The 26,743-nt window shown below is 54.3% G+C and carries 26 protein-coding genes; 12 read left to right on the top strand and 14 right to left on the bottom strand.

Annotated features, from left to right (window positions below; translation table 11 throughout):
- Window positions 1-215 precede the first annotated feature (215 nt).
- Window positions 216-659 carry a hypothetical protein gene (locus Mal52_RS17880; protein WP_145377684.1) on the top strand — a complete coding sequence of 148 codons (444 nt, stop codon included), beginning with the start codon at window positions 216-218 and terminating at the stop codon, window positions 657-659.
- 97 nt (window positions 660-756) lie between these two features.
- On the opposite strand, the gene Mal52_RS17875 is transcribed toward Mal52_RS17880, so the two are convergent.
- Complete coding sequence (locus tag Mal52_RS17875; RefSeq protein WP_145377683.1) at window positions 757-2,034, bottom strand: PQQ-binding-like beta-propeller repeat protein; 1,278 nt, start codon at window positions 2,032-2,034, stop codon at window positions 757-759.
- Between the two features lie 231 nt (window positions 2,035-2,265).
- Between Mal52_RS17875 and Mal52_RS17870 the strand changes: the two genes are divergently transcribed.
- Window positions 2,266-2,757 (top strand): SixA phosphatase family protein, encoded by a 492-nt coding sequence (locus Mal52_RS17870; RefSeq protein WP_145377682.1) that lies wholly within the window; start codon window positions 2,266-2,268, stop codon window positions 2,755-2,757.
- Between the two features lie 26 nt (window positions 2,758-2,783).
- Here the strand turns inward: Mal52_RS17870 and Mal52_RS17865 are convergent, their stop codons facing one another.
- The 3 genes from Mal52_RS17865 to Mal52_RS17855 form a co-directional block, all read right to left on the bottom strand.
- Complete coding sequence (locus Mal52_RS17865) at window positions 2,784-3,665, bottom strand: GNAT family N-acetyltransferase (RefSeq protein WP_197534295.1); 882 nt, start codon at window positions 3,663-3,665, stop codon at window positions 2,784-2,786.
- A 263-nt stretch (window positions 3,666-3,928) separates the two neighbouring features.
- A complete protein-coding gene (locus tag Mal52_RS17860) occupies window positions 3,929-4,882 on the bottom strand; it encodes a transketolase family protein (protein ID WP_145377680.1) in 954 nt (317 codons plus the stop codon).
- Between the two features lie 65 nt (window positions 4,883-4,947).
- Window positions 4,948-5,796, bottom strand: a complete 849-nt coding sequence (locus Mal52_RS17855) for a transketolase (protein WP_231962384.1) — start codon at window positions 5,794-5,796, stop codon at window positions 4,948-4,950.
- Between the two features lie 333 nt (window positions 5,797-6,129).
- On the opposite strand from Mal52_RS17855, the gene Mal52_RS17850 reads away from it, so the two are divergent.
- Window positions 6,130-6,546: a hypothetical protein gene (locus tag Mal52_RS17850; protein WP_145377679.1), complete on the top strand. Its 417-nt coding sequence runs from the start codon at window positions 6,130-6,132 to the stop codon at window positions 6,544-6,546.
- Between the two features lie 38 nt (window positions 6,547-6,584).
- Window positions 6,585-7,121, top strand: coding sequence for a leucine-rich repeat domain-containing protein (locus Mal52_RS17845; protein ID WP_145377678.1), 537 nt, complete (start codon window positions 6,585-6,587; stop codon window positions 7,119-7,121).
- Window positions 7,122-7,175: 54 nt separating this feature from the next.
- Here Mal52_RS17845 and Mal52_RS17840 read toward each other — a convergent pair whose 3' ends face one another.
- The 3 genes from Mal52_RS17840 to Mal52_RS17830 all read right to left on the bottom strand — a co-directional run bounded on the left by Mal52_RS17840 (window position 7,176) and on the right by Mal52_RS17830 (window position 10,265).
- Window positions 7,176-9,320: a M56 family metallopeptidase gene (locus tag Mal52_RS17840; RefSeq protein ID WP_231962717.1), complete on the bottom strand. Its 2,145-nt coding sequence runs from the start codon at window positions 9,318-9,320 to the stop codon at window positions 7,176-7,178.
- A gap of 60 nt (window positions 9,321-9,380) precedes the next feature.
- Entirely contained in the window at window positions 9,381-9,782 is a 402-nt protein-coding gene (locus tag Mal52_RS17835; RefSeq protein ID WP_145377676.1) for a BlaI/MecI/CopY family transcriptional regulator, read from the bottom strand.
- Between the two features lie 111 nt (window positions 9,783-9,893).
- Window positions 9,894-10,265: a response regulator gene (locus Mal52_RS17830; protein WP_145377675.1), complete on the bottom strand. Its 372-nt coding sequence runs from the start codon at window positions 10,263-10,265 to the stop codon at window positions 9,894-9,896.
- A 176-nt stretch (window positions 10,266-10,441) separates the two neighbouring features.
- Between Mal52_RS17830 and Mal52_RS17825 the strand changes: the two genes are divergently transcribed.
- Together Mal52_RS17825 and Mal52_RS17820 are read left to right on the top strand one after the other, a co-directional pair.
- The gene (locus Mal52_RS17825) at window positions 10,442-11,638 is read left to right on the top strand and encodes a THUMP domain-containing class I SAM-dependent RNA methyltransferase (RefSeq protein WP_145377674.1); all 1,197 of its coding nucleotides are present in this window, start codon (window positions 10,442-10,444) and stop codon (window positions 11,636-11,638) included.
- Window positions 11,639-11,740: 102 nt separating this feature from the next.
- Window positions 11,741-14,725, top strand: a complete 2,985-nt coding sequence (locus Mal52_RS17820) for a PVC-type heme-binding CxxCH protein (RefSeq protein ID WP_145377673.1) — start codon at window positions 11,741-11,743, stop codon at window positions 14,723-14,725.
- A gap of 201 nt (window positions 14,726-14,926) precedes the next feature.
- On the opposite strand, the gene Mal52_RS17815 is transcribed toward Mal52_RS17820, so the two are convergent.
- The 3 genes from Mal52_RS17815 to Mal52_RS17805 form a co-directional block, all read right to left on the bottom strand.
- Window positions 14,927-15,274 carry an amidohydrolase gene (locus tag Mal52_RS17815; RefSeq protein ID WP_145377672.1) on the bottom strand — a complete coding sequence of 116 codons (348 nt, stop codon included), beginning with the start codon at window positions 15,272-15,274 and terminating at the stop codon, window positions 14,927-14,929.
- A gap of 91 nt (window positions 15,275-15,365) precedes the next feature.
- Window positions 15,366-15,902, bottom strand: coding sequence for an adenine phosphoribosyltransferase (locus tag Mal52_RS17810; protein WP_145377671.1), 537 nt, complete (start codon window positions 15,900-15,902; stop codon window positions 15,366-15,368).
- Between the two features lie 48 nt (window positions 15,903-15,950).
- Window positions 15,951-17,594: a serine/threonine protein kinase gene (locus tag Mal52_RS17805; protein ID WP_145377670.1), complete on the bottom strand. Its 1,644-nt coding sequence runs from the start codon at window positions 17,592-17,594 to the stop codon at window positions 15,951-15,953.
- Between the two features lie 194 nt (window positions 17,595-17,788).
- Here Mal52_RS17805 and Mal52_RS17800 point away from each other — a divergent pair, with 194 nt between their 5' ends.
- A complete protein-coding gene (locus Mal52_RS17800) occupies window positions 17,789-18,169 on the top strand; it encodes a sirohydrochlorin chelatase (protein WP_231962383.1) in 381 nt (126 codons plus the stop codon).
- Window positions 18,170-18,320: 151 nt separating this feature from the next.
- Here the strand turns inward: Mal52_RS17800 and Mal52_RS17795 are convergent, their stop codons facing one another.
- The 3 genes from Mal52_RS17795 to Mal52_RS17785 all read right to left on the bottom strand — a co-directional run bounded on the left by Mal52_RS17795 (window position 18,321) and on the right by Mal52_RS17785 (window position 22,290).
- Window positions 18,321-19,505: an NPCBM/NEW2 domain-containing protein gene (locus Mal52_RS17795; RefSeq protein ID WP_197534294.1), complete on the bottom strand. Its 1,185-nt coding sequence runs from the start codon at window positions 19,503-19,505 to the stop codon at window positions 18,321-18,323.
- Between the two features lie 83 nt (window positions 19,506-19,588).
- On the bottom strand, window positions 19,589-20,674 hold the full coding sequence (locus Mal52_RS17790) for a prenyltransferase/squalene oxidase repeat-containing protein (RefSeq protein ID WP_145377667.1): 1,086 nt from the start codon (window positions 20,672-20,674) through the stop codon (window positions 19,589-19,591).
- A gap of 488 nt (window positions 20,675-21,162) precedes the next feature.
- The gene (locus Mal52_RS17785) at window positions 21,163-22,290 is read right to left on the bottom strand and encodes a ZIP family metal transporter (RefSeq protein ID WP_197534293.1); all 1,128 of its coding nucleotides are present in this window, start codon (window positions 22,288-22,290) and stop codon (window positions 21,163-21,165) included.
- Window positions 22,291-22,529: 239 nt separating this feature from the next.
- Between Mal52_RS17785 and Mal52_RS17780 the strand changes: the two genes are divergently transcribed.
- Complete coding sequence (locus Mal52_RS17780; RefSeq protein ID WP_145377666.1) at window positions 22,530-23,408, top strand: hypothetical protein; 879 nt, start codon at window positions 22,530-22,532, stop codon at window positions 23,406-23,408.
- A gap of 130 nt (window positions 23,409-23,538) precedes the next feature.
- On the opposite strand, the gene Mal52_RS17775 is transcribed toward Mal52_RS17780, so the two are convergent.
- Window positions 23,539-24,030 (bottom strand): hypothetical protein, encoded by a 492-nt coding sequence (locus Mal52_RS17775; protein ID WP_145377665.1) that lies wholly within the window; start codon window positions 24,028-24,030, stop codon window positions 23,539-23,541.
- 465 nt (window positions 24,031-24,495) lie between these two features.
- Between Mal52_RS17775 and Mal52_RS17770 the strand changes: the two genes are divergently transcribed.
- From Mal52_RS17770 to Mal52_RS17755, 4 genes are all read left to right on the top strand, one after another.
- Window positions 24,496-24,858, top strand: a complete 363-nt coding sequence (locus tag Mal52_RS17770) for a hypothetical protein (RefSeq protein WP_145377664.1) — start codon at window positions 24,496-24,498, stop codon at window positions 24,856-24,858.
- A 47-nt stretch (window positions 24,859-24,905) separates the two neighbouring features.
- Complete coding sequence (locus Mal52_RS17765) at window positions 24,906-25,424, top strand: hypothetical protein (RefSeq protein ID WP_145377663.1); 519 nt, start codon at window positions 24,906-24,908, stop codon at window positions 25,422-25,424.
- Window positions 25,425-25,546: 122 nt separating this feature from the next.
- On the top strand, window positions 25,547-25,834 hold the full coding sequence (locus Mal52_RS17760) for a hypothetical protein (RefSeq protein ID WP_145377662.1): 288 nt from the start codon (window positions 25,547-25,549) through the stop codon (window positions 25,832-25,834).
- Between the two features lie 216 nt (window positions 25,835-26,050).
- Entirely contained in the window at window positions 26,051-26,605 is a 555-nt protein-coding gene (locus tag Mal52_RS17755; RefSeq protein WP_145377661.1) for a hypothetical protein, read from the top strand.
- The last annotated feature ends 138 nt before the right edge of the window (window positions 26,606-26,743 follow it).

Genomic DNA, 26,743 nt, shown 5'->3' with positions numbered 1-26,743 from the left:
CAAGTGATCTGAGACGGCCCCCCTACCTTGAGATCCCCCCTTTGCTTACTCCGAGAGAACAGTACATCCCTCGGGAGTCAATCCGACGCCACTAGATGTTAAACGTGTTGGATGCCCACGACTTCTTCCGGGATGAGACTACGGAATGCGTAGCAGGGTTCAGGCAGGTGCCTTTGACTTAGACGTCGCCACGTTGAGTCGGCGACAGTTAGGTTTTGACGTTGCTCAAGTGCTGTAATTTCAAAAAGCAGCACAAAGCGGTTGCCCCTATTTTTTATCCAATTGCCAGATTTGTTGGAGTGTCAGTAATGGAACAGATGTTCGTAGTTGATCTCGAACCCGGATTTTCGTTCGGCAGTGACGTCAGTGAGCAAACGATTGCGTCGGAAGACTCAGTCGAATTTGATGATTTAGAGGCGATTGGCCTCGACCCCATCACTTCAACACCGGCCAAACCCGGCTCTGAAGAAAAAGTCCTGATGTTGTCCGCACGTTACGATCTGGGTTTGCCGCTGTGGCACGATGAAGACTGCGACGAGCACGGACCGCGCGAGCCAGAACTCAAAGGGAGTGCTTTGCAGGAAGAAGAGCCGCTGAATTTGGACTTCTCCGAATTTGATTTCGAAGACAAAGAAGACAGCTTGAACGAAGAAGAATAACGCTTCTCCGAAACGCATTAAAAAGACCTCAACGCGGTATCTACCCCGCATTGAGGTCTTTTTTGCATTCTTGCCCGCAATTTTTCATCGCAGCGGTTTATCGACGTTCGTCCTGTTGGATCCGGTAAAGCTGGTTTTCGGAACGGACAAACAGCGCTCCCTCGCTCACCGCATATGAGGCTAAGGTTGGCTCGCCGATGGAATTGCGAGCCACGACCTCAAATGTCTCCCCTGGCTTGATGACCACGCCTTCTCCCTGTTCGCTTTGGAAGTACAGGTGGCCGTCGGCGAAGATGGGTGAGGCGGAATAGCTGCCATTGACCCGCTTTTTCCAGTGCAGGTCACCGCTACGGGCATCGCGACAGGAGGCCACGCCCCGGTCGGAGACCATATAGAGATTATCGCCCACAATAATCGGCGAAGGGCTATGCGAAACCGTATCATTCGACTTCCAAGCGACATGCGTCTCGGTCACGTCGCCCTGCCCATCGGGGCGAATCGCTAATAGCGAAGAACGCTGAAAGCTCGTGCAAATAAACACCAAACCGTGCGCAAAGACGGGCCGTGGCACGACCGAATAGCCGTCGTGCCGTACAGTCCAGATTGCCTCGCCTGTCTGCACGTCAAAGCCACTCACAGAATTGGCTCCCGTGGAAACGACCTGCTTGCGGCCGTTTACATCAATGGCCAAGGGGGTATGAAATGCGAATTTCTTGTCTGCATCAAAGGTGTCGCGATTCACCTTCCAGCGAATCTCACCATCATTGCGGTCCAAGCAGGCGATATACTGCTTGTCTCGGCCATCGCAACTAATCACCAGCACATCGTCAACTAGCGCCGGCGAGCCGCCGCTCCCATGTTGCGGCTCGTAGACCAATTCAGTGTTCTTCCAGACAAAGGTGCCGTCTAAATTCAGACAAGCGGTCCCGTGTGTGCCGAAGTGCACAAAGACCTGTCCCGCATCCACGATCGGGGTGGGACTGGCATGGCTGTTTTTAGGGTGAATCCGGTTGGCGTCGTCGGCGCGTCGCTGAAACGCCTCGACGTTAAAAAGCTCTTTGCCCGATTTCGCATCGAGACAAAGGACGCGCAGTGAATGGTCCGGATTGTCCCCGTCGCTATCAGCCACAGCTGTGGTGAGATAAATCCGTCCGTTGACGACCACCGGTGAGGACCACCCCTTGCCGGGAACCGTTTGTTTCCAGGCGATATTTTCGCCCGTCTCTGCATCCCATTCGACGGGGAGTCCCACTTCGCTCGAGATCCCCTGTCGCGTTGGCCCGCGAAATTGCGGCCAATTTTCGGCACGGAGAGCGGCTGACGTGAGGAAGACGATAATTCCGCAGCTGGCGAAAATTGTGACGTTGCGCTTCATATGACGAAGAACCTCGCGGTAAGATACGGAAGGCAGGTAGCATGTCCTAGAACCAGTTTCAAAACCCGGTTGCGCCTGTTCAGGAATCTATAATACAAGAGATTACGTGACGCGTCAGAGGGTTTTGGAACTACTTGTAAGAGGGCATCTCAAAGTTAGGCAGGACACCTGGGCGATTGTATCCAAATTGACCGATGAGCACAGGCGTACCGCAGAGGATCGAAGATTGCGATGAAGGATCTATTTATTGTGCGGCACGCCAAGTCGAGCTGGGATGCGCCGGAATTATCGGACCACGATCGTCCTTTGAATCGTCGAGGAAAGCGAGATGCTCCCCGAATGGCGCAGTGGTTGTTCGAGTACGGGAGGATTCCTGACCGGATTGTTAGCTCTACGGCGAAACGTGCACGCAAGACGGCTGAGGAAATAGCGAATCGCTGCGGTGTCGCTGAACGGCTTGAATTGAATCGCGAACTTTATTTCGGAGATCCGGAGAGTTGGGTCGAGTTATTGCGGAACACCGAGACCGAGGCCGTGTGTGTCATGTTGGTGGGGCACAATCCTGGTGTGGAGGATTTTCTTGAGCAACTAACCGGACAGTATGAGCGTTTGCCAACCGCGGCGATCGCCCATGTGGAATTGCCGGTGGAGTCGTGGCGGGACATCAGCATCGAAGGAGGAGGGCGGTTGGTGACGGTCCAGCGGCCCAAAGAACTGCTGTAGCGACAGCAGTCGGTCAAGCCAGCCGTCTAGGCCTTTTCGTAGATGATGCCGACATCGGCCTGTTGGAATTTGTTCGATTCCACCAGCGAGATGATGACTTGATTATCGTCTTCAACCTGCAATTCGACTTTGGTCACCATTTCTTCCCGCAAGCGGCGAATGGCTTCGACGACGACGGTTTTGCCGTAACCTTTTTTGCGCTCGTTGTCGGAGACGATCAAATGCGTGAAACCGACGGCCCGTTCCTGCCAAGTCATCGCAAACAGGTCGAGTCCCCAGCAGGAGAGTTCCGCAACGGGGGCGCCCCCTTGTTTGGGCCGCAAAATGAAACGGATGGAATCGAAGCGTCCTTGCCGGGTCATCCACCACCAGGTCGCATGGGCCGGCTGGTCGGTCACGATCAGTTCCATCGCTCGGCGAATGGCGACCATGCGGACATCGAACGGATCGTTTTTCTCGCGAATATCTTTGTGGAATACCAAAATTCGACGTTTCGGCTCGTATCCCAGCTTTTTCAGAAAGGGATCGGCAGCGGGGTCGGACTCTAGAAAACCAGGGGAATTGCTGCCGCCGTACAATCCGAGGTAAAACGGATTTCGCTCGGGGGATTCGCCTGCTTGAAAACGCTCCGCTCCCTTGGTCCGCAGATACTCCTCCGCCCGGCGGACCAGTTCCCGGCCAATTCCCTGCCGGTAATATTTAGGATGGACCATCACCATGCTGATGACGCCGGTGGTGAAGTCGAGTGCGGATTCGGATTCGTTGGGGCCAAATCCGGCGTGGACGAATCCCACGACCTCGCCCTCGGCAATCGCCACAATAAGCCCCTGGCTGTCCCAGTACGGCTCAGCGAAGACCAGGGCGTCCAGAATGTCGCAGGTGATGCCGTGGACTGCTCCGCGACCCATCTCGCACGCATTCCACAGCTTGACGAGCCGAGGCGGATCGGAATTCCGAAAAGGCCGGTATTCGATCAATGCGATTTTCCCAACCATCGGGCGCGGGACCCACACGTGTTTCCGTACGCCAGAAACGGGCGGAATCCAATCGGTGATACAACAGTTTGCGGTGACTTTAGTGGTCACCGCAAATCTTCACAACCCATTTCAATCGTTTGCATCCGACTTGTGGCAGTCTCAGCGATTTTCGCTTGGGACTATGCCGGGTGCACCTATTTTAGAGATTTGGCTGCTTCAACAATGGCCTGCGGAGTCAGACCGTATTTCTGCAACAGTCCCATGGGGTCGCCGCTTTCTGCGTAACGGTCACCCACGTTGACGTAGGCGATCGGCACGGGATGTGAGGTTGAGGCAGCCATCGCCACAGCTGATCCCAGGCCTCCGTGTGACAGATGTTCTTCGGCGACCACGATGCGGCCCGTTTCGCGGGCAGCTTTGGCAATCGCTTCTTCGTCGATCGGTTTAACGGTATGCATATCTAGCACGCGGGCGGAGATGCCGGCCGCTTCCAATTCCTGGGCGGCATCCAAAGCAGCACCGACCATCAGGCCATTGGCGATGATCGTCACGTCTTTGCCGTCCCGGAGCTGATTGGCTTTGCCGATCGTGAAATCGCAGCCATCGGGATAAACTTCCGCGACTTTTCCGCGTCCCAATCGCAAATAGGTGGGACCGTTGTCGGCCAATGTGGCGGCGGTGGCGGCTTTGCTGGAAGGGCCGTCGGCCGGCACAATCACTTTGACTCCCGCCAATGTACAGGCCAAAGCGACGTCCTCAATGCCCATTTGGGACGGGCCATCTTCGCCGATGGAAATCCCCGCGTGCGTGCCGACGAACTTGACGTTCAGGCCGGGAAACGCAACCGACATCCGCATTTGATCGTGGGCGTTGCTCAGCAGAAAACAGGCAAAGCTGGCCACGACCGGAATTTTACCGCAGGCGGCTAAGCCTCCCGCCACACTGACCATATTGCTTTCGGCAATCCCGACATTAAATGCTCGGTCTGGATGGGCCAGAGCAAACGGTTCGGTCCGCGTGGAGTTCCCCACGTCACCGTCGACTGTGACCACGTCTTTATTCTCAGCGCCCAACGCCACGAGTGCGTCACCGAAGGCGTCACGGGGTGCTTGCCCCAACTTGTATCCGCTGGCCTCGCCAAAATACATGAAACTGCTCTTTTGAAAAATCTATGGGATATTTGTTGTGTGAATCGGAAATTCGTCAGTCGCCGCTACGATTGTTCCAACAACGCGATCGCTTTTTCGGCCAATTCCGGCGACAACGGCTTGCCGTGGTAATTGACGTCTCCCTGTTGCTCTAACAACGGCAAAATGCCGAATCCTTTTTGGGTCCGGGAAACAATCATGGTCGGCTGGTCAGTCACGGCTTGGGCGGCTTGGAGTGCCTTGAGGGCGGCTTCTTGGTCGTTCCCCTCAATTTCCTGTGTATGCCAGCCAAATGCGGCGAATTTGTCGGCGACTGAGGACATGTTGAGCACATCCTTCGTGGCACCGGTTTGTTGATAGCCGTTTTGATCGACGATGGCGGTCAGATTGCCCAGTTTGTATTTGTGAGCTGTGGCAGCTGCTTCCCAAACTTGGCCTTCGCCCAATTCGCCATCGCCCAGCATGACAAACACTTTGTAATCGGCGGAGTCCATTTTTCCGGCCAACGCGTGTCCGATGCCGATAGAAAGCCCCTGTCCGAGCGAACCGGTACTGGCTTCGATGCCGTCCATCCGCTTCATGTTGGGGTGCCCTTCAAACTTACTGCCCAGTTTGCGGAGCGTCATGGTTTCTTCGGGCGTAAAATAGCCCGCTTCGGCCATGGCCGCATAAAGCACGGGAACCGCGTGCCCTTTACTGAGGATAAAGCGGTCGCGACCTGCCCAATGTGGTTTTTTGGGGTCATATTTCATGATCCCCCCGAAGAAAAGTGCCGTTACCACTTCTACAGCGGAGAGGCTACTGGATGGGTGTCCGCTGCCGGCGGCAGTGGTCATCCGTATAATGAGCTCGCGGATTGTCCGGCCTTGGACCTTTAATTCGTCGACCGACATACTTTTTAATTCAGCAGACACACCTTATTCCTCAAAACTGAAAGTGAATACTATTTTGTGCGATTTGATTCGTCTGAACAGACACGAATGTTGGCGAACGCAGCCGGGCGCACGCAGCAGGCCGTGTCTCAGTCTGCAGCCGATGTCACCCGATTGCACCCAGAGACGTCTGCTCCGGGATGCTTCTGCACCGACATGCTGTGCCAGGATGCATGCCCCTGCGACACCTGCCTAGCGGCTCCATATCCTAACTAGCCTGGAACGCACTGGCAAGCACGCCGGTGAGTGATTATCCTGAAGGAGCGACGATGCAAATTTTATCAAGATTTCTCAGAAACGGGGTTACGTAAATCCATGCCCTCCACTGACTTGGCCGATGAAGATCTTCTCGGGTATCTCGAGGAATCCCTGCCCGTCGAGCGGATGTCGATTGTGGAATCGGCGCTGCGGAGTTCGGAATCGCTGCGACAACGGGCGGCAATGCTCTTGCGGCGACGGGATGACGGATTTCACTCCGTCGGCGACATTTGGCGGCGACATCGCCTCAGTTGTCCCTCGCGGCGGCAATTGGGGAGTTTCTTGCTGGAAGCATTGGACCAGGAAGAACAGGATTATATCGATTTCCATATTCGGACGGTTGGTTGTCGCTATTGCGCGGCGAACCTGCGGGACCTGGAAGAATCGAGAAATCAGACGCCCGAAGTGGAGCAGCGACGCCGCAAGTTCTTCCAAACCTCCGCCGGCCACGTCAAATCTCTGCGCAGAGATTGAGTCTGAAACATACAGGGACGTCGATCGCGAGGTGGGAAATGAATCACCATGTTCTGGCGGCGTTGGTGGCACTTAGCAGCGTAGCCGGTTTGGCCGGATGTGAAAACGGGCCGACCGAGCAAGAAAAGATAGCCTTGGCGGTGATCCAGCAAGAAACCGGGGCTCTCATTTCGGTGCAGAAGGGGGGAGCTGCCAAAGTCGACTTCACGCACATGGGCGTCGACGATGCCGGTCTGGAACCGATCAAACACGTCAAGCATCTGCGAATGCTGATTCTGGCCGGAACATCAATCACCGACGCCGGGATGAAGAACCTGTCCGAGCTCCCCCGCATCCGGCAAATGACGCTGAGGGGGACACAGATTGGCGACAAGGGGTTGGAGTCTCTCAGCGGCCTGACCACGTTAGAGGAGCTGGACCTCTCCCACACCCAAGTGACCGACGCGGGGATGCAGCATCTGGCCAAAATGACCGGCCTAGAAAAAGTCTATCTCGGCGGCACATCGGTCACCTATGAAGGCCGCAAACTGCTGCGCGAAGCACTGCCGAACACCAAGGTCTTCCAAGACGAATAACCCGCCGCGGCACGTGATGCGCTGGCGTGACCGCGAGGGGGTTTGGATTGGCGCCTATTTATTTTTTGCCTGATAGTTTTCGGTAAATTCGCGGATGGCTTGTTTGTCGCCATCGGCAATGGCGCGGCCTAGATTGGCCTTGCGCATTGCGTCCAGCAAATCGGCCAATGCCTTGTGTTCCTGTTCCGTTTGGCGGACGACTAAGGAGAGTGTCGTTCGGAATTCGCCCATCGTACCTCTGCCTCCCGCATCGATCCATTTCTCGCTGCCCAATACCGTCTTGATGATTTTGATAAGGGTGGGGAACTCTGGCTCAATCTTCGAGTCGTCGGACGTCAACGACTTCTTGATTCTTCTTCGGTGCTCGTCAATTGATAAGCCCTTGAGACTGACCGGCTCATAATCGTATAGCAAGTCTTCGACCATATAGGAGACTGCGATGAGCTGTGGTTCCTGCGAATTAACACGCGGTTTCGGGGGCGACGAGACTGATTCATTGGGGATCTCTACTGAATCCGGCACATCCCTCAAATAGGCAACATATGCCTCCGCACTTTTCAACTGCAAACTCTTTAACTGGTCCAACAGCTCACCAATCTCATCGTGAACGCCATTTGTCTGGTGAATGACGAGTGACAAGTTTGTGTTATCAACTGAAATCGATCCTGGGCCACCTACCCGATGCCATGTATCTGGCGAAACCGTCGACTTGATCAATTCGTTCAGCGAATTCAGCCCCTTAACGATTTCATCTTGCTTGAGAAACATATTGGGGTTTTTGTGACCTATTGCTTTCGCTCGTTCCATTATGGAACGAGTGTCGCTTGGTACGACGATATGACCAACGGCGTAGGTTCGCGTTGTGAAGAAGGAATTTAGTTGCGGTTGGCCTCCACGAATTCGCCGAACGATCAACTGCTCGCGCGTGAAACCTAAGTCTCGCAAGTCCTTTATGGCTTTCACCACGACGTTATTCTCCGTCCCTAAATCTACAAAAACATGAAGTGCCTGTGTCGGCTTTTCCGCATTAGGCTGTTTCAATAACTCAATATAATCATCCCCAATGAGGCTGGGGGTGATTTCGCCATGACGATCAATATAGATCGCCGGCGGTTCCGCTTCCGACGCAGTGTTCTGTTCTGACTCAGGTATACTTGATGGCTCATTTGCCACTGGCGTTTCCACGATCGGCTTGGCTTGCTCATCCTCCCCACGCGACCACGCCGGTAAGACCGCTAAGCCGAATAGAACAATGGCGCAAATGCCCCAACGCGACATGTGGCGGGGGTGACGGGTTTCTTCCATGATCATCGTCAATCTCCTGGTAAAGGTTTTCTTGAGTGTCGAATGCAGACCGAGTGCGGGCTGCGGGGTGAAATATTGTGATCGGGGGGACGCGAAGGCGAGCAGTGCCTCGGCATAGTCGCGCCGCGATTCGGGGAGTACGGTCGTGACCCATGCATCACAGGCCAGTTCAGCGTTTTCATGAAGTAGTCGGCGGGTGATCCAGAAACAGGGGTTCCACCACCAGATGATTTCCCCCAACAGCACCAACCAAGCGGTCAGGTGATCCTTACGGCGGACATGTGCTAGTTCGTGCAACAATACGCTGCGAAGACCCTGTGGTGAAAGCGCCGGTGCCAAGCCGCGCGGCCATAGTAAAATCGGTCGCACAGTACACCAAATACCTGGTGCAGCTAAACCGGGCACGAGCCGTATTCGCAGCGGCGCGATTCCTGACCGCACAGCTGCATCCGCTGCTTCCTGCTGAAGTCCAACAGGAGCAGGACTACCGCAACGAACCATTCGCCACAGTCGAAACCCTTGCAGTGATCGCCAGCAAACAACGAGAACCGCTCCCGTCAGCCACACGGCGAGCGCCGCGGTCGTGAAGGAAATGGGGGCTGCTGTTGTGGCGACCGGTGGTGGAGCCAGTTCCAAAAAATTGTCTGGTACTTCTAAGGATGTGATTTCAACACCGGTTGTTGTGGCAGGCATTTCATAAATCGGGGCTTCGACCGCCGCTGCCGGCAACGGCGTCCAGGGCCACACGACCAGCGGAGGCACGAGGAGTTTGATGAGCACCAACAACCAGAGCGCATGCGCAACGGAGGGGCGAATCCGTCGCCAACGCGTGATGGCGAAGACGACGACCGTTAATGCTGCCGCGATAATCAAATGTTGTGTGAGCCACCACATCATGTCAGACCGCCTTGCCGTGAGATGAATGAATTGGTTTTGGAGGACGCACGCGGAGCATCAGTCCTGGGTGCGTTTTCCGCGTTGCTCCAATTTGTCCAACAAGTCGCGAAATTGGGCAATTTCGTCGTCGGAGAAGCGGTGTCCTTTGACGAGCGCTTGGAGCATGGGACTGGCGGCGCCGTCACAGAAATTCTCGATCAAATCCGTAACGCGGCCGCGCAACAGTTTGTCTCGGGTGACCGCTGGGCGAAAGATGTGCGCGAAGGAGGACTTGTCGATGTGTACGCACTGTTTCGCTTCCAAGCGTTGCAGCAGCGTGAGCACGGTTGTGTGCGCCCAGGTCTGTCCTTGCTGTTGCAGATCTTCATTGATCTGCCGCGCTGTGCTGGGGCCGAGCCGCCAGAGCGTCTTGAGGACATCGCTTTCGGCGTCGCTGAGTTGTTGCGAATTGGGGGGCATGGGGCCAATATCCGGAATGGGTGATTCTTCGACGGTTTGTAGAGGAATAATCTACTACAGGCTGTCGAAGAGTGTCAACCCAGTTCCGCGGCATTATTGCACAGCTGCCGCTCAGCCCAGGTAAGGGGCGAGCATTTCGCGGGCCATCGGCGTGGAGAGCGAGTCTTTGCCGAAACCGGGTTCCCCGCCGGCGGCTTGGGCCAGTTCTTGGTGGTCGGCATAGTTGGTGATCAGCATCACCGGCACGTCGGCGATGGCCGCATCGGCCTTGATTGCTTTCAGAATCTCGATGCCGTCGCTATAGTCGCGGTCCAATTTGCGATTGATGAGCACCAAAGCGAACTCGCCCTCGCGGAGTTCGCTGAGAGCTTCCTCGTGATTGTGGGCTTGCACAACTTGGGCGTCGAAATTGCTTTCCACCAAATGGCGAATGGAGGAGTGGTCTGGGACGCATTGGCCGACATCGAGAACACGTTTGGGCATCTTCGCGGTTTTCCTCGTCGAATGTTAAAGTAGTTGGCAGGCAAAGAATCATAGGGGATCGTCCCCGCCCAAGACAAGCGGCCGCTTCCAGTTCAAATGAGATTACCCGGTTCAGATGAGATTTCCGGGACCTCAGTAGACGTTCCTTTTTTTAGCTTTAGATGTGACGGTATTTGATGACTCAACAGTTGGAATTGATCGCTACCGCAGCTTTTGGCTTGGAAGCTGTCGTTTCGCGCGAATTGAAATCGCTGGGCTATGCGGACCAGACGGTCGAAGATGGCCGCATCAGTTTTAGGGGAGATGCGGCGGCAATTTGCCGGTGCAATCTTTGGTTGCGAAGTGCCGAGCGGGTGTTGGTCAAGTTGGCTGAGTTTGAAACCACCGACTTTGGCGAATTGTTTGATCGGACCAAAGAGATTCCCTGGGCCGATTGGATCCCCGCTGACGGCGCGTTTCCTGTGCGGGGAAAATCGATCAAATCGCAGCTGCACAGCGTGCCCGATTGCCAACGTTTGGTCAAAAAAGCGATTGTCGAAAAACTGAAGTTGTCACACGGCAGCGCGTGGTTTGAGGAAACGGGCCCAGAGTTCGCCGTCGAAGTGGCGCTATTGCGAGACCGGGCCACGATTTCGCTCGACACGTCCGGCGTCGGTCTGCACAAACGGGGATATCGCAAACTGACCGGCCACGCTCCGCTGCGCGAGACGTTATCCGCCGCATTAATCCAACTGAGTTATTGGAATGCCGACCGGCATTTGTTGGATCCCTTTTGCGGCACGGGCACGATTCCGATTGAAGCGGCGCTGATTGGAAAAAACATCGCGCCGGGACTGCAGCGGGAATTCGCAGCGGACAGTTGGCCGATCATTGACCGGGCACTTTGGAAACAGGCGCGGGAAGAAGCGAACGATCTAGCTCGGCGCGATCAGGAACTGCAGATCATCGGCACCGACATTGATAAAGAGGCACTCAGCCAGGCGCGGTATCACGCGCGACAGGTGGGGATGGAGAACGACATCCACTTCCAGCAAAAAGCGTTTGCCGATACGAGCAGTCCCCGCAAGTATGCTTGTCTGATCACAAATCCGCCTTATGGTGAACGGATGGGGGAGCAGGAAGAGGCGGAGGCGTTGTATCGGCAGATGGCGACCGTTTTTGCTACGCTCGACACTTGGTCGATCTATGTGCTGACCTCACACCCGAATTTTGAGGAATTGGTTGAAAAGAAAGCGGGGCGGCGGCGAAAATTGTACAACGGGCGGATTGCTTGTACGTATTTCCAATATCCCGGCCCCCGCCCACCGCGTGCGAAAGCAACTGACAAACCCGCTGAAGAAACCGGCGACTCGGCTGGCGGCGCGAACGAGTGAGATGGAGGTTGGTCAGCGGTTGCAAAAGGGTGGGGACGTGGGGAGAATGGATAGATCAACAACCATTGATGTTCCATTGCCCTCAGAGAGAAGCTTTCCGATATGAACGTTGTGTTTCGCGCCCTCGTTTCCACAGTACTGTGTCATGCTGTCTGCGCCGCTGCTTTCGCGCAAGGGTTTACGCCGGAAGAGGCGGTCAAACGAATGACGGTCGCGGATGGGTTTTCCGTGAAGTTATTCGCCTCCGAACCAGACGTCCGCCAGCCGGTGTCGATGACGTTTGACGAACGAGGCCGATTGTGGGTCATTCAATACCTGCAGTATCCGCATCCCGCCGGTTTGAAGGCGCTGAAGGTCGACCGTTATTTGCGGACGGTCTATGACAAACTCCCCGAGCCGCCTCCCAACGGACCGCGCGGTGTGGACCGGATTACGATTCTCGAAGACACCAACGGTGATGGGCGAGCGGACAAGTTTAAGGATTTTGTCAACGACCTGAACCTGACCACCGGTTTGGCATTGGGGCATGGCGGTGTGTTCGTGCTGCAAAGCCCGTATCTGCTGTTCTATCCCGACCGCGATGGTGACGACATTCCTGATGGCGATCCGGAAGTCTGCCTGACTGGGTTTGGTATGGAAGACTCGCACGCGTTTGCCAATTCGCTCACCTGGGGACCGGATGGGTGGCTTTACGGCGCGCAGGGGAGCACCGTGACCGCCAATATTCGCGGCATCACCTTTCAACAGGGAATCTGGCGGTACCATCCGCTGACCAAGGAATTTGAATTGTTCGCCGAAGGGGGGGGCAATACCTGGGGCGCCGATTTTGATCAGCACGGCAACATGCTGGCCGGAACGAATTACGGCAACCATGCCATGCTGCATCAGGTGCAGGGAGGGTACTATGTAAAATCCTTCGGCAAACATGGCCCGTTACAAAACCCGCACGCCTACGGATTCTTCAATCATGTCCCACACAGCAACTTCAAAGGGGGGCATGTCACGATTGGTGGTGTGGTGTATCAGGCGGATTCGTTTCCCGAGCGGTTTCAAAATCAATACATTGCCGCCAATGTTCTTTCCAACGCAATCTACTGGCACACAATTGAGCGCGATCGTTCGACATTGAAAAATGATTTTGGCGGCGATCTGTTGTTGGCCAACGACACATGGTTTCGGCCGATCGATTGTGCTGTGGCGCCGGATGGCTCTGTGTTTATTGCCGACTGGTACGATGAACGGGCGAACCATGTTGATCCGCGGGACGACTGGGACAAAACGAACGGACGGATTTATCAACTCGTCGCCGACGGCACCCAACCGGTCAAGCCGTTTGATCTAGCGAAGTTAACCAGCCTAGAACTAGTGGAATTGCTACACCACAAAAATGATTGGTACGGCCGCGAAGCACGACGCATTCTCGCAGCACGGCGCGATCCGGCAGTGATTGCACCGCTGAAGAAGATCGTGCTGGAATCAGAGGATGACGATTTGGCGCTGCGGGCGTTTTGGATGTTGTATGTCTCAGGGGGATTCAATGACACATTGGCGGAAAAACTGCTGGAGCATCGTAGCGAAGATATTCGCACCTGGGTAATTCGACTGTTGGGAGACACCAAGCAGGTTTCGCCGGTGCTGCATTCTCGTCTGTTAAGTCTGGCATCGACCGATGCCAGTCCGACCGTGCGGAGCCAATTGGCCTGCACGGCCAAACGGTTGCCGGGCGAACAGGCGTTGCCGATCGTGCGGGAGATGCTCAAGCAGGACGCCGATCTGGATGACCCACACATTCCGTTGTTGCTGTGGTGGGCGGTGGAGGATAAAGCGGCTGTGGACCGCGATTTGGTGCTCGATTTGCTGGCCGAACCGGAGGCGTGGAAACAACCGTTGGTTCGAAAGATGATCGTGGAACGATTGGCGCAGCGTTATGCTGCCGCCGGTGAGGAGGCTGACTTCGAAAGTTGCGCGCGGTTGTTGGCAATGGCTCCAGGTGCAGAAGAAACCGCGATGTTGATTCGCGGCATGGAAAAAGGCCTGCAAGGGAGTCGTCGTGATACGGTTCCGAAAGCACTGCAACAGCCGTTGGCCAAGTTGTGGGAGCAGGAGACCCCTGATCCCACATTGATTCGGTTTGCCATTCGACTGGGAAGCAAAAAAGCCCGCGATGAAGCGATGCGGCAAGTTGTCGACAACACGACCGGCGTCAAAACACGTCTGTTGTTGCTACAGGTCCTGGGACAAGTCGGACGCGAAGAGGATGCAGCTCAACTGTTGGCGCTGCTGAATGATCAGACCCCGGCGGCAGTCCGCGGAGGGGTGCTGCAAGCCCTGCAACGTTTTCAATCTCCGGAGATTTCACGCACAGTCCTTCAGCGGTATCCGGCTATGTCGGCCGCATTGAAAAGCCAAGCGCGGGGGTTGTTGTGCAGCCGTGTGGCTTGGGCTGGGGAATTGTTGAAAGCGGTCGATGCGGGCAAAATTCCCGCCAAAGAGGTTCCCAACGATCAGCTACAAAAAATCGCGTTTCATAAAGATGAGTCGCTCAATGAATTGATCGAAAAACATTGGGGCCGCGTGGTAGGTGGGGAAAGCCCGGGTGATAAAGCGGCCAAGGTGCATGGGATCGCCGTCTCGGTCAAACTCAAGGCGGGCGATCCGCTCAAGGGGAAAGAACTGGTGGTGAAGACCTGTTTGGTCTGCCACACACTGCATGGCGAAGGCAAAGCCATCGGCCCCAAACTGACTGACTTCGATCGTAAGAATACACGGTTCATGCTGATGAACATCGTGGATCCCAGCGCGATGATCCGCAAAGAGTACTTTATGTATACCGTCATCACCATCGACGGGCGGAGTGTTTCGGGCTTGATCGCTGATTCGACCCCGACCACGATCACAATCGTGGATGCCAAGGATCAACGTACGGTGATCGCTCGCGATGAAATCGACGAAATGGTGCAACAAGAAGTGTCATTGATGCCCGAAAAGTTGTTGGATGGATTCACGGCCCAACAGGTGCGGGACATCGTCGCCTATTTGCAAAGCGACCCGCCTCAACCGGCAAAGCAAGACACGTCTGGAGAATAGGTGTGCTTCCAGCTGATTCCTTAGGGTGCCACTGCTGGCTCGTCCAGCAGTGCTGCGGGAAGGTCACGGAACAAAATTGGATTTCTTGTTTTCAAGGCCAAGGGTACGTCTATGGCGTGATGCTTGCCGATTAATGTCGTAGGCCGTAAACACTGCTGGGCAAGCCAGCAGTGGCACCCGATGATTGGCGCGCTGGGACGTCTAACCTGCAGAGTCAGCTAGTATTTGTTCCAGCTCGGTTACGCAGGCGTTCATCGAGATCACGGCTTGTTGAAAGTTGGTGTGCCCCGAGGCGATCGGTGCGTTGGTCGTGAACTCAGCGGCGGCTTTGCGCAGTTTGCCGATTTTCTTCTGCAACATCTTCAGATAGCCGGCGGGATCATCGGTGCGGGTTTCCAGCGCGCGTGCCGTGTCGAACACGGCGCGGACGATGCCCATCAGTTCGGGGAAATCCTCGACCTCTTCACTGTGCTTGATGAATGTACGGACCATCCAGGCATGCGCCATGATGACCTGGCATTGTTCAACCGCCTCAACGGATGCGGGCATAACGCGTCTCTTGTGATTTGCCGATAAAAATGTTGTAAAGTGTGATCTAGGTTGTGCAGTTGGCACCCACTCCCGAACTATGGATTCGCTGTTAATCTTCGCCGTTGTAGTGAATCAAACTCAGCACGTTGTGGGGCAACAGGTTTTCGCGGCCGTTTAGAAAATCGAGTTCAATCAAAAAGGCGAAGCCAGCGATCTCTGCGCCGCACTTTTTTGACAAAGCAGCACAGGCCTGCATGGTCCCACCGGTGGCCAAGAGGTCATCGACCAATAACACGCGGTCCCCAGCGCCAACGGCATCGGTATGCAGTTCCAGCGAGTCACTGCCGTATTCTAATTCGTAGTGAAACGCATGGGTATCAAACGGGAGTTTGCCCGGTTTGCGGATGGGGACGAAACTCGCGCCCAATTCGAGGGCTAACGGAGCGGCAAAAATAAAGCCTCGCGCTTCAGCAGCCAAGATCGCCGTCGGTTTTTCGTCGCGAAAATGATCGGCGAATTGACGAATCGATTCGCCGAAGGCCTCGGCGTTGGCTAACAGCGGGGTAATATCACGAAACATGATTCCCGGTTTGGGAAAATCGGGAACATTACGAATAAAAGATTTCAGGTCCAAGTTCTCGGCCATCGTGTCGGGTGTCTCCAAGGTGAGGCAGGGGGCAAGGGAGGAGTGAGTTTAGTGGGATTCGGCCTTGAGCCCCTCGCTGGCGCGGGCGGTGTAGGGCCTTAAGGCAGCTTCGTTTTCATAGAGTTCCAGGACGCTCAACCAAATTTGGCGGGCACCTTCTCGGTTTCCATCTTTCTGCAAACGATCGGCGCGATCGAGAGCACTGATCAGCATCGATTCTGTGTTCTCCATCGATTCCCGTTCGGCAGAAATCTCCGCCAAAAGTTGTTCGCCGACTTGGTTGAGATCGGCATAATCAGGGTTTTCGTTGAGAAGTGTTGTCAATGCCGCCAGGACTTTGGTCGCAGCAGCCAAATCTCCTTGTTCGCGATGGTTCTGCGCCAAGAGCAGTAACCGTTCCGGCTCGGAGCTAGGACCTTTGCGGAGGGTTTTGCGGGCTTTTCGTCCCAGGGTGTTTTTCAGTTTGTACAGTTCGACCTTATCCAAATAGGGGGCGACTTCGTCCTGCCAGGTGTCGGGGTCTTCGGCGATTAAGGCTTGCATCTCTTTACCCGCCGTCAGCCACTGTTCACTTTCCGCTCCATCTAAGATTTCACGGGCTGCTTCGAAACGCTCGGCGGCGGGGAGTTGGGTATCGCGAAACCAGAAAAATCCACCGGCGATCACTAGGACCAACGAGAGGATGAGCACCGGTGTGCGATTAAAAAACGCAGAAATCGGGTGCTCGCCATGCAGACGTTCCAATTCTTGGCCCACAAGGTCCTTCATCATCGTCGCGCCACCGAAATCCGGTTCGGGGCTGATGGCGATGGTGGGACCGACGTCGCCTTGCGAGGGCAGACTGGTGATCGTGTCCCGCATCGAAAGTTCGACACGCTTGCGGACTTGTTCCAATTGCCGCGCGAGCACATAGGCGTCGGGGAAACGTTTCTCCGGTTCCTTCTCCAACAACTGACAGATGATGACTTCCAACCAACTGGGGATTTCCGGCACCAATAGCGACGGACGTTCGAATTGTCCGTATTTGTGTTTGTGGATCACTTCCGACGAGGTGGAACCGGAAAACGGCGGACGGCCTGTGACCAGCGCGTAGAGGACTGCTCCCAGCGAGTACAAATCGCTTTGCTTGCTGGCGCGGCGTCCATCGGCCTGCTCGGGCGACATGAATTCCGCAGTGCCGACAATTCCGCCGGTCGCGGTCAATTTGCTGGTGGCGAAAACCTGGGCGATGCCGAAATCGGTCAATTTGACGACGCCCTCGTCGGTGAGCATTAAGTTGGACGGCTTCAAGTCACGATGAATGATACCCGCGTCATGCGCGGATTTGAGAGCCGAACAGGTTTGAATGCCGATATCGACCACCTGCCGCCAGGGTAGACGTTTTTCGCGACGTATCAAATCGGCGAGCGTTTCGCCGTCGACGTATTCCATCGCATAATAATAAGTGTCGTCGTCGGTCCCGCTTTCAAACAGCTCGATAATGTGCGGATTTGAAAGTCGTCTGAGCGATTCGATTTCTCGCTCGAATCGTGCCACGAATCCCGCTTCGCGCGCCATGGATGACGGGAGGACTTTAACGGCCGCCACCTTGTGTGAATCGGTATGATGTCCGAGGTACACAGTCCCCATACCCCCCGCGCCGATTTTTTGAGTAATGAGGTAAGGGCCGATTTGGCTGGGATCTGACGACACGCGGAGTTGCTCCTTTGCCGACGAAATTCGAGGGCTATGGATAGATTTTGTCGATATGTGAACTTGAGAAACGCCCCCACTCAATCGATAATCATAAAACAAACGGCGGCGGTCGGGGGACCCTTCATAACAGGGCGAGATTGATTCTCCAAACGTTCTGTCGCTACGTCAAGCAGATCGAGATGGAGTCACCAATGTCTGTAGCCGTACTGTTGATCGCGCATGGGAGTCGGCGGAGCGCCGCGAACCATGATCTTGTCCTGCTGGCGGACGATATTCGCCGTATCGGTCGCTATTCGATCATCGAAGTCAGCTATCTGGAACTCACCGAACCGACGATCGACCAAGGGGGCCGCAGCTGTGTCGCAGCCGGAGCGACGGAAGTCTTGATGATGCCCTATTTCCTTTCTGCAGGCGTTCATGTTGTCGAGGATTTGCAGAAACACCGTAGCCAACTCGCAGAGGAATTCCCCAACACGCAATTTCAACTCTGCCCTCCGCTGGGACTGCATCCGTTGATGGCGGAAATCGTACTGGCACGTCTGGAAGAGGGACAGCAAGCCGCCGTCGAATAGGCGGCACGATCGCTTGCATCGGCTAGGGATATCCGCACTTATTTCCACACGAAACGTCCGCATGCGGCTCAGCAGGAGCTTCGCACTCCCGGGACGCTGATAGGCAATTGCGAGAACGTAGTTTGAAAACATGCGCGAATCGCAATGACCGCTACTTGGGTTGTTTGACCAGCAGTGCGTCGCACCAATCGACGTGATCTTGCACATCACCGCGTTGGCCGAATAGCACGCGCAAGGTCAGTGCCTGAGCGCCGGAGAGGTCAATGGAGTCAATCCGTTGCGGTGGGCCACCAGAAGTGAGCGGGTCACTGGTCCAGACCAATTTCTCATCAACCAGCACCTCCGCAATCGCATTTCCTCCCCGCCCGGCATGATCGTCGATTCCCACAACGGCTTGAAACTGACTGTAGTTTCCATCCAGGGCATAGGTGATTTCCGCTTGGCTGTGCGTTCCCAAGCCTTTGGCATATTCGCGGCCCCCGACGCGCAACGATTCACCGGTTGCGTTGCGATCAGTTCGCAGTGGCCAGCGGAGCGACAGGTAGGGGGTAAAGGTATAATCGCGCGGTTTGAGATCCGAAAGATAGACCGCACGGCCACCGACGACTTGCATCGCAGCGATGCGGTCGAGTGCAAATGTCGCTTGGCCGCCGAAGGCCATGGTGAACTGCATGCCGGCGTCGGCTAGGTATTGAAATTGCGTTGCCGTGAATCGGCTTCCGTCGATCAAAGTGACGATCAAACGCACTCCTTGCGACTTGGGAAAGGCGATTAATTCAGGGTTGAAGGATAGAGAATTCAGCGATTTCAGGTCGATGTCGAGCGGTCCGGCGGCGGTTTCCAATTTTAAGGTGTCCACGTTGAACCCCAGGAATTCACCGGCAACCGAATTTCCGTTTCGCAAAGTGAGCAAGTCCGTCTTGGCGGAGTAATTTAGCAAACGTGTGATGACTCCTGAGCGCGAAACACGGTCTTGCGGTAGTTTCCACGCGATGCCTTGGACCATTTCCAAGGGAATGGAACTGAGTGGCAAACCGGGAAACTCGCGCCACTTGGCTCGCAGAATTTCGTTGTCCGTCTGCACCGGGTCCATGACCAATCGGTCGCCGTTGGCTAGCAACACGAGATCTTGGCCACTCAAACTCGCCACACGTCGCTCCGGCCAATCGATACGAATGACGTCGGCAATCGGAATGGTCTCTGTAGATTTTCCCGCGACGATAACGTGCTCAGCCGTCACCTCGCTCAGCGAACCGGTGTAGGTTGTGCCGTTGACCGATTCGATGGAGACCATCTCCTCAGCGAAACTGCTGCGCAGCGGAATGGCAGCGGTCACAAGCAAGATCCACCCGCAGAGGGTGCGAAGAGCAGACATCGAACCGGGGTGGCGCATCATGGGGGGAAATGACCGGTAGAGGATCAACGTTGGAAAATTGGCAAATAGTTGTTGGGCATCTGCAGGATCAATAGAGCCATCGCTGTCCCGTATTCGGGGTTTTGCAAGGTATTGTCCCAACTGCCATCGGCGGATTGACGGATGAGTAAGTCGTCACGTACAGCGGGATACCATCGTTTCCAATGGTCGCCGCCGGCATGCCACATCGCTTGGACGCCGTAATAATTACCGTAAAAATAATATTCGACGTTGCGTGCCCGCCCAGGACGGGGCAGATGTCGGTGCAGATATTGAATACCGCGGGTGATCTCGGCGCCTTCATACTCCCCCGCACTATACAGTGCGACCACGCCTGCGGCCGAACGGGGGAACAGGCTGTCTCGGTTGTGATTCAACTGATACCGGAATCCACCGTCGTTGTTTTGGCAGGCCTTGACGTATTTGATGCAACGATCGACCGTATCCTTGGGAACAAAAATACCAGCGTTCCGAGCCGCACGCAGGGCCATGATCTGGCAGACCGTTACTGAGACGTCAGCATCTTTGCTGTTGGGCTCATAGCGCCACCCCCCTTGATCGTTTTGCGAATTCACAATCAGGTTTACAGCCAGTGATAACTTTTCGCGGATCTCTTTGCGGGGCGTTGTGCCGTACACTTCAGCCAGATAGAGGGTCGCAAATCCATGGCCGTACATCGGGCCGTGCGACGCTCCCTCCTCGACATAAATAAACCCGGATGGTTTGGTGTGGCGGAGGAGAAACTCAACTGTCTTGTCAACTTGTTCTCCATACGGTCCGCGGCTCGGCATGTGTCCGGCGGATAAAAATGCCATGCTAGACAGTGCTGTGACGGCCACGTTGTGCCGATAGCGCGGACCGCTGCCATAGGATCCATCCGCAGATTGCTTTTTCGACAAAAACCGCAGTCCCCGGTCAATGGCCCGTTGGGTAGTCGGCGTAATGTACTCTAGTCCGCTCGTTTCCACCTGCGGGGGGACCGACGGATATTTGGGATTCGGCAGCGCCGGTTCGGGCAGCTGCGCCTGCGCCGTTGCTGTGGCCGTTAGCCAGACCAGCACTGTCAGCCACAGAAGTCGATTGTATGTCATGGCGCAGCAGCTTTTGGGAATGAGAATCACAGTGGGGTTACACTTTGGAATTACACCGTGGAATTACACAGCTGCATTCTAAGTGTTTTATTCCGGAATTCTAGACCCGAAACAAGCCAATTGTCCGCTGACTTTCGAGATACAAATGGGTTGCTGTGCAAAGTTTGTAGCTCAAAATGACGGAAATTGAAGAATTTGTGATTTTTTTAGAAATCGTGGTGATTTTTTTGAGCGAAACTCGTCATTGCTTATATCAAGGTGGGTAAGACAATCTCACACACGTCTTCTCCCCTGAGAATATTCGGCTCAGAAGGGATTGTGTGAAAAATATCGGCGTCCTCGTCCAACGATTGTCCGTGCCGTGCGCGGGTGATCTTCAAGGTCGCATCGGTCGATCGCTTGCCGACCGGTGGCGGCCTTGTTTTCTTTTTGTGCGGAGGACTGTTGCAGCCTTAAAAACGCCGGACCGGTACCATACGCCATGTGAGTCACGGCTGCGATAACTGTGGCTCGCCGATCATGACCGTTGGTGCGGCAACAGGTGCAGGAGTTGGTGCGTGCAAATGCACTGGTGATAAAAATGTCAGTCCCCAAGCCAAGCCGATACCGGCCGCTAAGGTGAGCGAAAGTTGCGCTCGGTTGTGGGAGTGGAATTCCATCTCCGGCAATAGGTCGCTCAAAGCGATGCAGATAAACACACCGGCCGAAAATGCCAACACGCTTCCCACGATCTGTTGTTGCGAATCGCCGAATTGACGCACGCCAAACAAAAACAACACCGCCCCCAACGGACACATCATGGCAAACCCGCCGTTGACGATGTTCCGCCAACGCGGCGACCAACCGCCGACCGCCATCAGTGAGGTGATCGACACAGCATCAAGCGGCTTGTGCAATAGTATTGCGAGGAAGGTGCCGACACCCAAGAGCGAAAACGTCTTAATCCGTTCCGAATCCGCCTGCACGCTGGCGGCCAATGCAATGCCGTCGATCAGCGTATGCAGCGCTAGGCCTAATGTGATCCCCAGCCAACTGAGTTGATGCGTATGTTCGCAGCTTTGGTAATAGCTCGGTTCGCGGTGGTCGCTGTGATTGTGGTCATGATCGTGGTCGTGGTCATGGTGTGCGTGTGCGACGGATGCCGGATTGTTTTGCAATTCCGGCGGCATTTCGACGGGACCGTGGTGATGCACGTGGAAGGTGCGAATCAAAATGAACATGGCCATCACACCGGCCAACATCCAAAGGGCGGCGCGATTGACTGAACCCAACTCGTGGGCCGAATGGGGCAACAGGTGCAACAAACCGATCCCCAACATCAGTCCGCCAACAAAGCTGATAATCAATTGCATCCGGGTATGCGAGAGATGAATCATCGACGGCAACCAACCGCCGAATAACGAGGCACAGACAATCATCCCGCAATACATGACTAGCAAAATGTAATGCCAAGCGGCTGCTTTCAACGGACTCGGATTGCCATCAGCCGCATTAACCGGCGCCTCAGCCACGTCGGTCGCAACCGTTTGCTCACTCGCCAATGCAGCCAATGGATGCGCAAAGCCGCCCGGAGCGATGAGGAGCAGTACCAAAATCAGCAGGAAACGGGCGAACATTGTGAAAGCTGTGGAAGATGTGGTCGAAACTGTTGGTCAAGAGCGGTAAGCAGTTTATTGCAACGCAATTGCGAAAACAATGGTGGGGTGTTTATTGCGGCGGGTGGGGATTGGGATGCCCGGTGTGATTTCAATTGGTTATGCTGTCCCTAAGCCAAACCTGGCTGAGGGGATGGCCACAAAAAAACGAGTGTTCGTCACTCTCTAGGAAATTGCGAAAGGACAAATGGTGCTCACAAATGATCCATGCAATGCTGCTTTCAGTGGCTTTCTTTCAGTTCGCAGGAGTTGAATGCGATGAAATGATGCATCAAGAATTGGATGCCGATTTTTTGGCCGCGTTGCATAAGAAAGTTCAAAAAAGTGATCCTGAATCGACACATCTGGAGGATAACACCCTCGCTCTCGCGATCGAATGGATCCGAATGAGGGACTTGGTGGCTGAAGGACGCATCGGCAAAAAAGCGAACACTTTTCTTGGCTTCGTTGCTGGTCGAGTCGGCGTTCGCCCCCCGGACTGGTGGTCCAAGGGGGTGCGACGTGGAGTCATAAGCGATGATGGTAGAGTCGGATTTATTAGCCGCCATTTCAGGAATTTGTGGAAAGGCGATAAGACCGGTTGGCAATTCAGCGGTGTCGACAACGTTGTGCAGTCGCCCGACGGGCTGGAAGTGGAGCAAGGGGCGAAGAAGATTACCCTCAAGAAAAGTGACTTTTGCGGGTTGCAAACTGGTGAGAAATGGGATGCAGAAGAGGATGGCGCCGTTGCAGCAGTAATTCGCGATGATATTTGTGTCGTGGGATTTCAATGTGGGACGGAGTACCCTGGGACCCCATATCTCATCTATTGCTTGAAGATGAAAACTGGAAAACTGGTTTGGAAGCAGGTGTTAAGGCGAGGACTAATCCCGAGCCTAGGAGGCAGCGGGGGCCCTTTCTGGAATTACATACAGATCACGGTTGATGGAGAACGAGTCTCTGTTTGGTCGGGGAACGGAGCGACAATGGCGGTTGAAGTTTTCCATAAAAAAGATGGAAAGCAGATTGCCATGTTTTCCTCCTACTATCTCAATGGAATTCAATTGGCCAAACCGGCGAAAGGTAAAGGAGCGAAGTAAGTCCGGCTCTGTCGGAGGATAAGAGCGCGGGAACCGATGGTAGAATTCCCCCAGCACGTGGTTCCACTGACAAACAGCGGACGGTACAACCGGCCCTCCGGCACTAGTGTCATTTATGGGGACAGGTCAACTATGATAGTTCGACTCCGTCGCAAGCAACCTGCCACGCTTCCTCGTAAAAACAGTACTCATTCATGACCGAAGCAAATCCACGAAGGCATGCAATAATCCATGCTGCCGAATCATCATCGAATTCATCTTGAGGAAATGTTGCATTGTAGCTCACCTTGGCTGTCTGCTCTGCAACCGCGAGTATCCATGATAGTGTTTCATCCGCCGACGATTCTTTTGATAGTTTGTCATGTTGGAGAGTGACTTCTCTCACTTTAGTGAAAACGTCATGACCATTTCCCCATTCGGAAGGGGTCATAGATAATCGTTTCACGCAATCGAGGACCGGATCAGAAACTTTAGCCCGCTGCATCATAAAACAGAGGATACGTCCCCCCCAGAGAGGCTGAACTTGCGGAGAAATATGCTCGCAAATCAGGCGACCAGCGTCATATCCACGATCATCTTCCCAGTGCTGTTTGGCTTCAACCAACCAAGCCGGATGTTTCATGCGTCATTTCCCCGGATTATACTGAATGAAGGGTGGGTAACTTGGGAGATGATTGGTGCCATGCTTCAAAATAGCGTTCCCTGTCGTGCGATCCAAAAACAATGATGGACGGAAGTCGAACAACAAAAGAGGATCGCGAGAAAAACACGTGGAAGAACTGTTGTCGGAAGTGATTGTAAACAGCGGAAAATAGGATTTCTAATCGGAAGGTTTTCAGGAGTGCGCACCCGGGTCACCGATAAACAGCAGCCGGTACAACCGGCCTGACGTAACCGTAAAATATTATCACAAGTTTTGTTATCAAGTCCGATGGGTAGAGGCTACACGCAATACACATTCCCTGATTCGGATTCCAAGGATGCGTACGCAATTTATTCAGCGTACTTGGACTACCGTTTGCTAGATGGTTCGCGATTGCATGTCCGCCAATGTGAATGCTGGTGTCCGGTCTGTGAGCGAATTGACATGGCCGAATGGGTTCAATCATTGGCTGAATTAGAGGCAGAGCTTAAAGAATTGCTGGACCCTGATGAAGAAAATATGAGGAAATTCGCCTTCATCGGTACTCCGATCAACGATCTTATCGCGGAAACTAGAAAGCGAATCGAATGGCGGCAACATCGCAGGTCTCCAGCAAAATGTCTACACTGTGGATCAACCGACATCATTGTACTGCCGAACACCGAAGAGTTTGCTCACCCCAAAACCGGAGAACGTGTGGTCGTTGTGGGGCGAGGATTCGCAGAGGCTAGCCCGTGGCATGCAGAATTTACGACCGAGGGTGATCTAATTTCATCCTACAGGGAATCGGACAAAACCAGGAGTTGAACGCGATTGCGTAGGTCTGACTGTGCCGGACGAAAACGGTGCGGGATATGACAGAAGGTTTCCCTTGGCCGCCGGCAAAAAGCGGCTGGTGCAACTGGCCCTACGGGACTGCTAAACAAGCCAGCAGTGGTACCCGGCGGAAATACCCTGTTTTCGAAATTACATTCGAATTACACAATGGGAGTCGTATGAACTCTTACCTCAGCGATTTCAAAAAGATTTCCACAGCCATGAATGCAATGACGTTTCAGAGCGATGCAGAAATCTCTTATGATCTACTTTCAGATGCGCTGTGGTGGACGGACGAACGACCGCCACTTACTAACTTTCGCCCTCGTGATTTCTGGTGCCTGCGTTTTGTGTTCCGATATCGTACTTCAGTTATTTTAAATGATATCGACGAGGATTATGAGGATTACTGGAACGAAGCACTGATCCGGTTTCCCAATTGGGCTGGGTTTCACGAATCACGTTGCAGCCCCAACAGAGAACTTGCAGAGATTTATCGACAAATGGAAGCAGGCGGAATGCAAAGCTTTGGGGAGATTGGGGGGCGGGATGTTTAGATTGTCTCGAAGTCCAGTTGAGGTCGCCAATGTTTCGGCGTAAGGTGGCACTAGCTTTTCCCTGCTGATTCCAATCTCTGCAAGCCCGTCAATACACTGGCTTCGCCAGTGGCACCCGTGCGATGAAACTTTCCGTCAAACAACCGCTTAAAATTACAGATTGCCGTACCACCGAACTTGATGGGCGGCCCTACCTCATTTTTCAAGTTGTCGGACCGCGTCGATTATTGTTCGGAACGGTACGTGGAGAACTGACCTTCTATCACGCGGGATACAAGCTACTCACAACGCAAGGGAAAGGCCTAACACGGCTCAATTCAATTGATTACATGACAATGGTCGAACGTGATGGGCAATTCGAGCTGCAAGCTGAGATGAAGCCCAACAACGATCCCGGAACGTCGCCGTGACCATTTGGCGAGCATTGGCAGAAATTGGTTTTCCCCTAGGTCAAGGAATCAAGTCGTCGAAACAGTAGTGGTCCGGCTGTGCCGGACGGAAAGAGCGCGGGATATGACGGTAGTATCCCCCAAGCACGCGGGGCCACCGGTAAATCTCGACCGTTGCAACCGGCCCTACGGAGCTAACCATTATTATTACCAACTTATACCCTGAAGGTCACTATAGTGAGTTCTGGCAACCCCACCAATTTGTCTCCGCAAGACGCTGTGCAGATCGTCTTGGATTTGATCGCAGATACGCCTCCACCATTTTCTGTTGAAGATATATTTGGCGAACTGAACCAATACGAAGCTCCTCAGCATGTTCTTGCTCGAGCCTACATATTCGCTCAGATCGTTTGCGGCCGATTCATTTTTGCAGAGACTGGAGTAAAATTCACCAACGAATACTTCGGTTTTGACCGACACGGAAATGTCATTGAACAAGGGTTACTTGATGAGGAGCCTTACTTTCTTGCGGCACAAGATTCAATCGGCCATTACCATGATGCGGGCGCATCTCTCACTCACTTTGGATCCATGGCCGCAGAAGTATACGCAATAAACGAGATGCTTTACAAAGGCTCCCAATTTGAAAACCTTGAGACCACTCCGAACATCGTCTTCCTTGATTCACCAACTCAAGCTGGCCTGGCAAAGGCAAACGCGCAGATTTCGCAACATATCGCCAAGCTCAAATCTAGTGATCGACGTCGCAAAGCGTGGTGGAAATTCTGGTAGAAATATTGCATGCGCTAGATGTTCGGCGGCAGAGAGGCTGTTCGCATGCTTACGGCATTCGTTTTTTGAATTTGTGTCGATAGCAACTAACTTCGGGTATAACCAAAGTCGCCGCGGTCACCGTGAAACAGCGGCCGG

It is taken from the genome of Symmachiella dynata (assembly GCF_007747995.1).
Taxonomy (GTDB): Bacteria; Planctomycetota; Planctomycetia; order Planctomycetales; family Planctomycetaceae; genus Symmachiella; species Symmachiella dynata.
Note: the sequence above shows the minus strand (reverse complement) of the source record. Positions and strands in the feature narration are given on the sequence as shown.

Coding starts and splice junctions, on each gene's coding strand:
- Mal52_RS17825 (WP_145377674.1), top strand. CDS start 10,442: ATGACTCAACAGTTGGAATTGATCGCTACCGCAGCTTTTGGCTTGGAA.
- Mal52_RS17765 (WP_145377663.1), top strand. CDS start 24,906: ATGACAGAAGGTTTCCCTTGGCCGCCGGCAAAAAGCGGCTGGTGCAAC.
- Mal52_RS17780 (WP_145377666.1), top strand. CDS start 22,530: ATGATCCATGCAATGCTGCTTTCAGTGGCTTTCTTTCAGTTCGCAGGA.
- Mal52_RS17875 (WP_145377683.1), bottom strand. CDS start 2,034: ATGAAGCGCAACGTCACAATTTTCGCCAGCTGCGGAATTATCGTCTTC.
- Mal52_RS17810 (WP_145377671.1), bottom strand. CDS start 15,902: ATGGCCGAGAACTTGGACCTGAAATCTTTTATTCGTAATGTTCCCGAT.
- Mal52_RS17775 (WP_145377665.1), bottom strand. CDS start 24,030: ATGAAACATCCGGCTTGGTTGGTTGAAGCCAAACAGCACTGGGAAGAT.
- Mal52_RS17860 (WP_145377680.1), bottom strand. CDS start 4,882: ATGTATTTTGGCGAGGCCAGCGGATACAAGTTGGGGCAAGCACCCCGT.
- Mal52_RS17820 (WP_145377673.1), top strand. CDS start 11,741: ATGAACGTTGTGTTTCGCGCCCTCGTTTCCACAGTACTGTGTCATGCT.
- Mal52_RS17770 (WP_145377664.1), top strand. CDS start 24,496: ATGGCCGAATGGGTTCAATCATTGGCTGAATTAGAGGCAGAGCTTAAA.
- Mal52_RS17845 (WP_145377678.1), top strand. CDS start 6,585: ATGAATCACCATGTTCTGGCGGCGTTGGTGGCACTTAGCAGCGTAGCC.
- Mal52_RS17830 (WP_145377675.1), bottom strand. CDS start 10,265: ATGCCCAAACGTGTTCTCGATGTCGGCCAATGCGTCCCAGACCACTCC.
- Mal52_RS17850 (WP_145377679.1), top strand. CDS start 6,130: ATGCCCTCCACTGACTTGGCCGATGAAGATCTTCTCGGGTATCTCGAG.
- Mal52_RS17835 (WP_145377676.1), bottom strand. CDS start 9,782: ATGCCCCCCAATTCGCAACAACTCAGCGACGCCGAAAGCGATGTCCTC.
- Mal52_RS17840 (WP_231962717.1), bottom strand. CDS start 9,320: ATGTGGTGGCTCACACAACATTTGATTATCGCGGCAGCATTAACGGTC.
- Mal52_RS17870 (WP_145377682.1), top strand. CDS start 2,266: ATGAAGGATCTATTTATTGTGCGGCACGCCAAGTCGAGCTGGGATGCG.
- Mal52_RS17815 (WP_145377672.1), bottom strand. CDS start 15,274: ATGCCCGCATCCGTTGAGGCGGTTGAACAATGCCAGGTCATCATGGCG.
- Mal52_RS17865 (WP_197534295.1), bottom strand. CDS start 3,665: ATGGGTCGCGGAGCAGTCCACGGCATCACCTGCGACATTCTGGACGCC.
- Mal52_RS17785 (WP_197534293.1), bottom strand. CDS start 22,290: ATGTTCGCCCGTTTCCTGCTGATTTTGGTACTGCTCCTCATCGCTCCG.
- Mal52_RS17790 (WP_145377667.1), bottom strand. CDS start 20,674: ATGACATACAATCGACTTCTGTGGCTGACAGTGCTGGTCTGGCTAACG.
- Mal52_RS17760 (WP_145377662.1), top strand. CDS start 25,547: ATGAAACTTTCCGTCAAACAACCGCTTAAAATTACAGATTGCCGTACC.
- Mal52_RS17800 (WP_231962383.1), top strand. CDS start 17,789: ATGTCTGTAGCCGTACTGTTGATCGCGCATGGGAGTCGGCGGAGCGCC.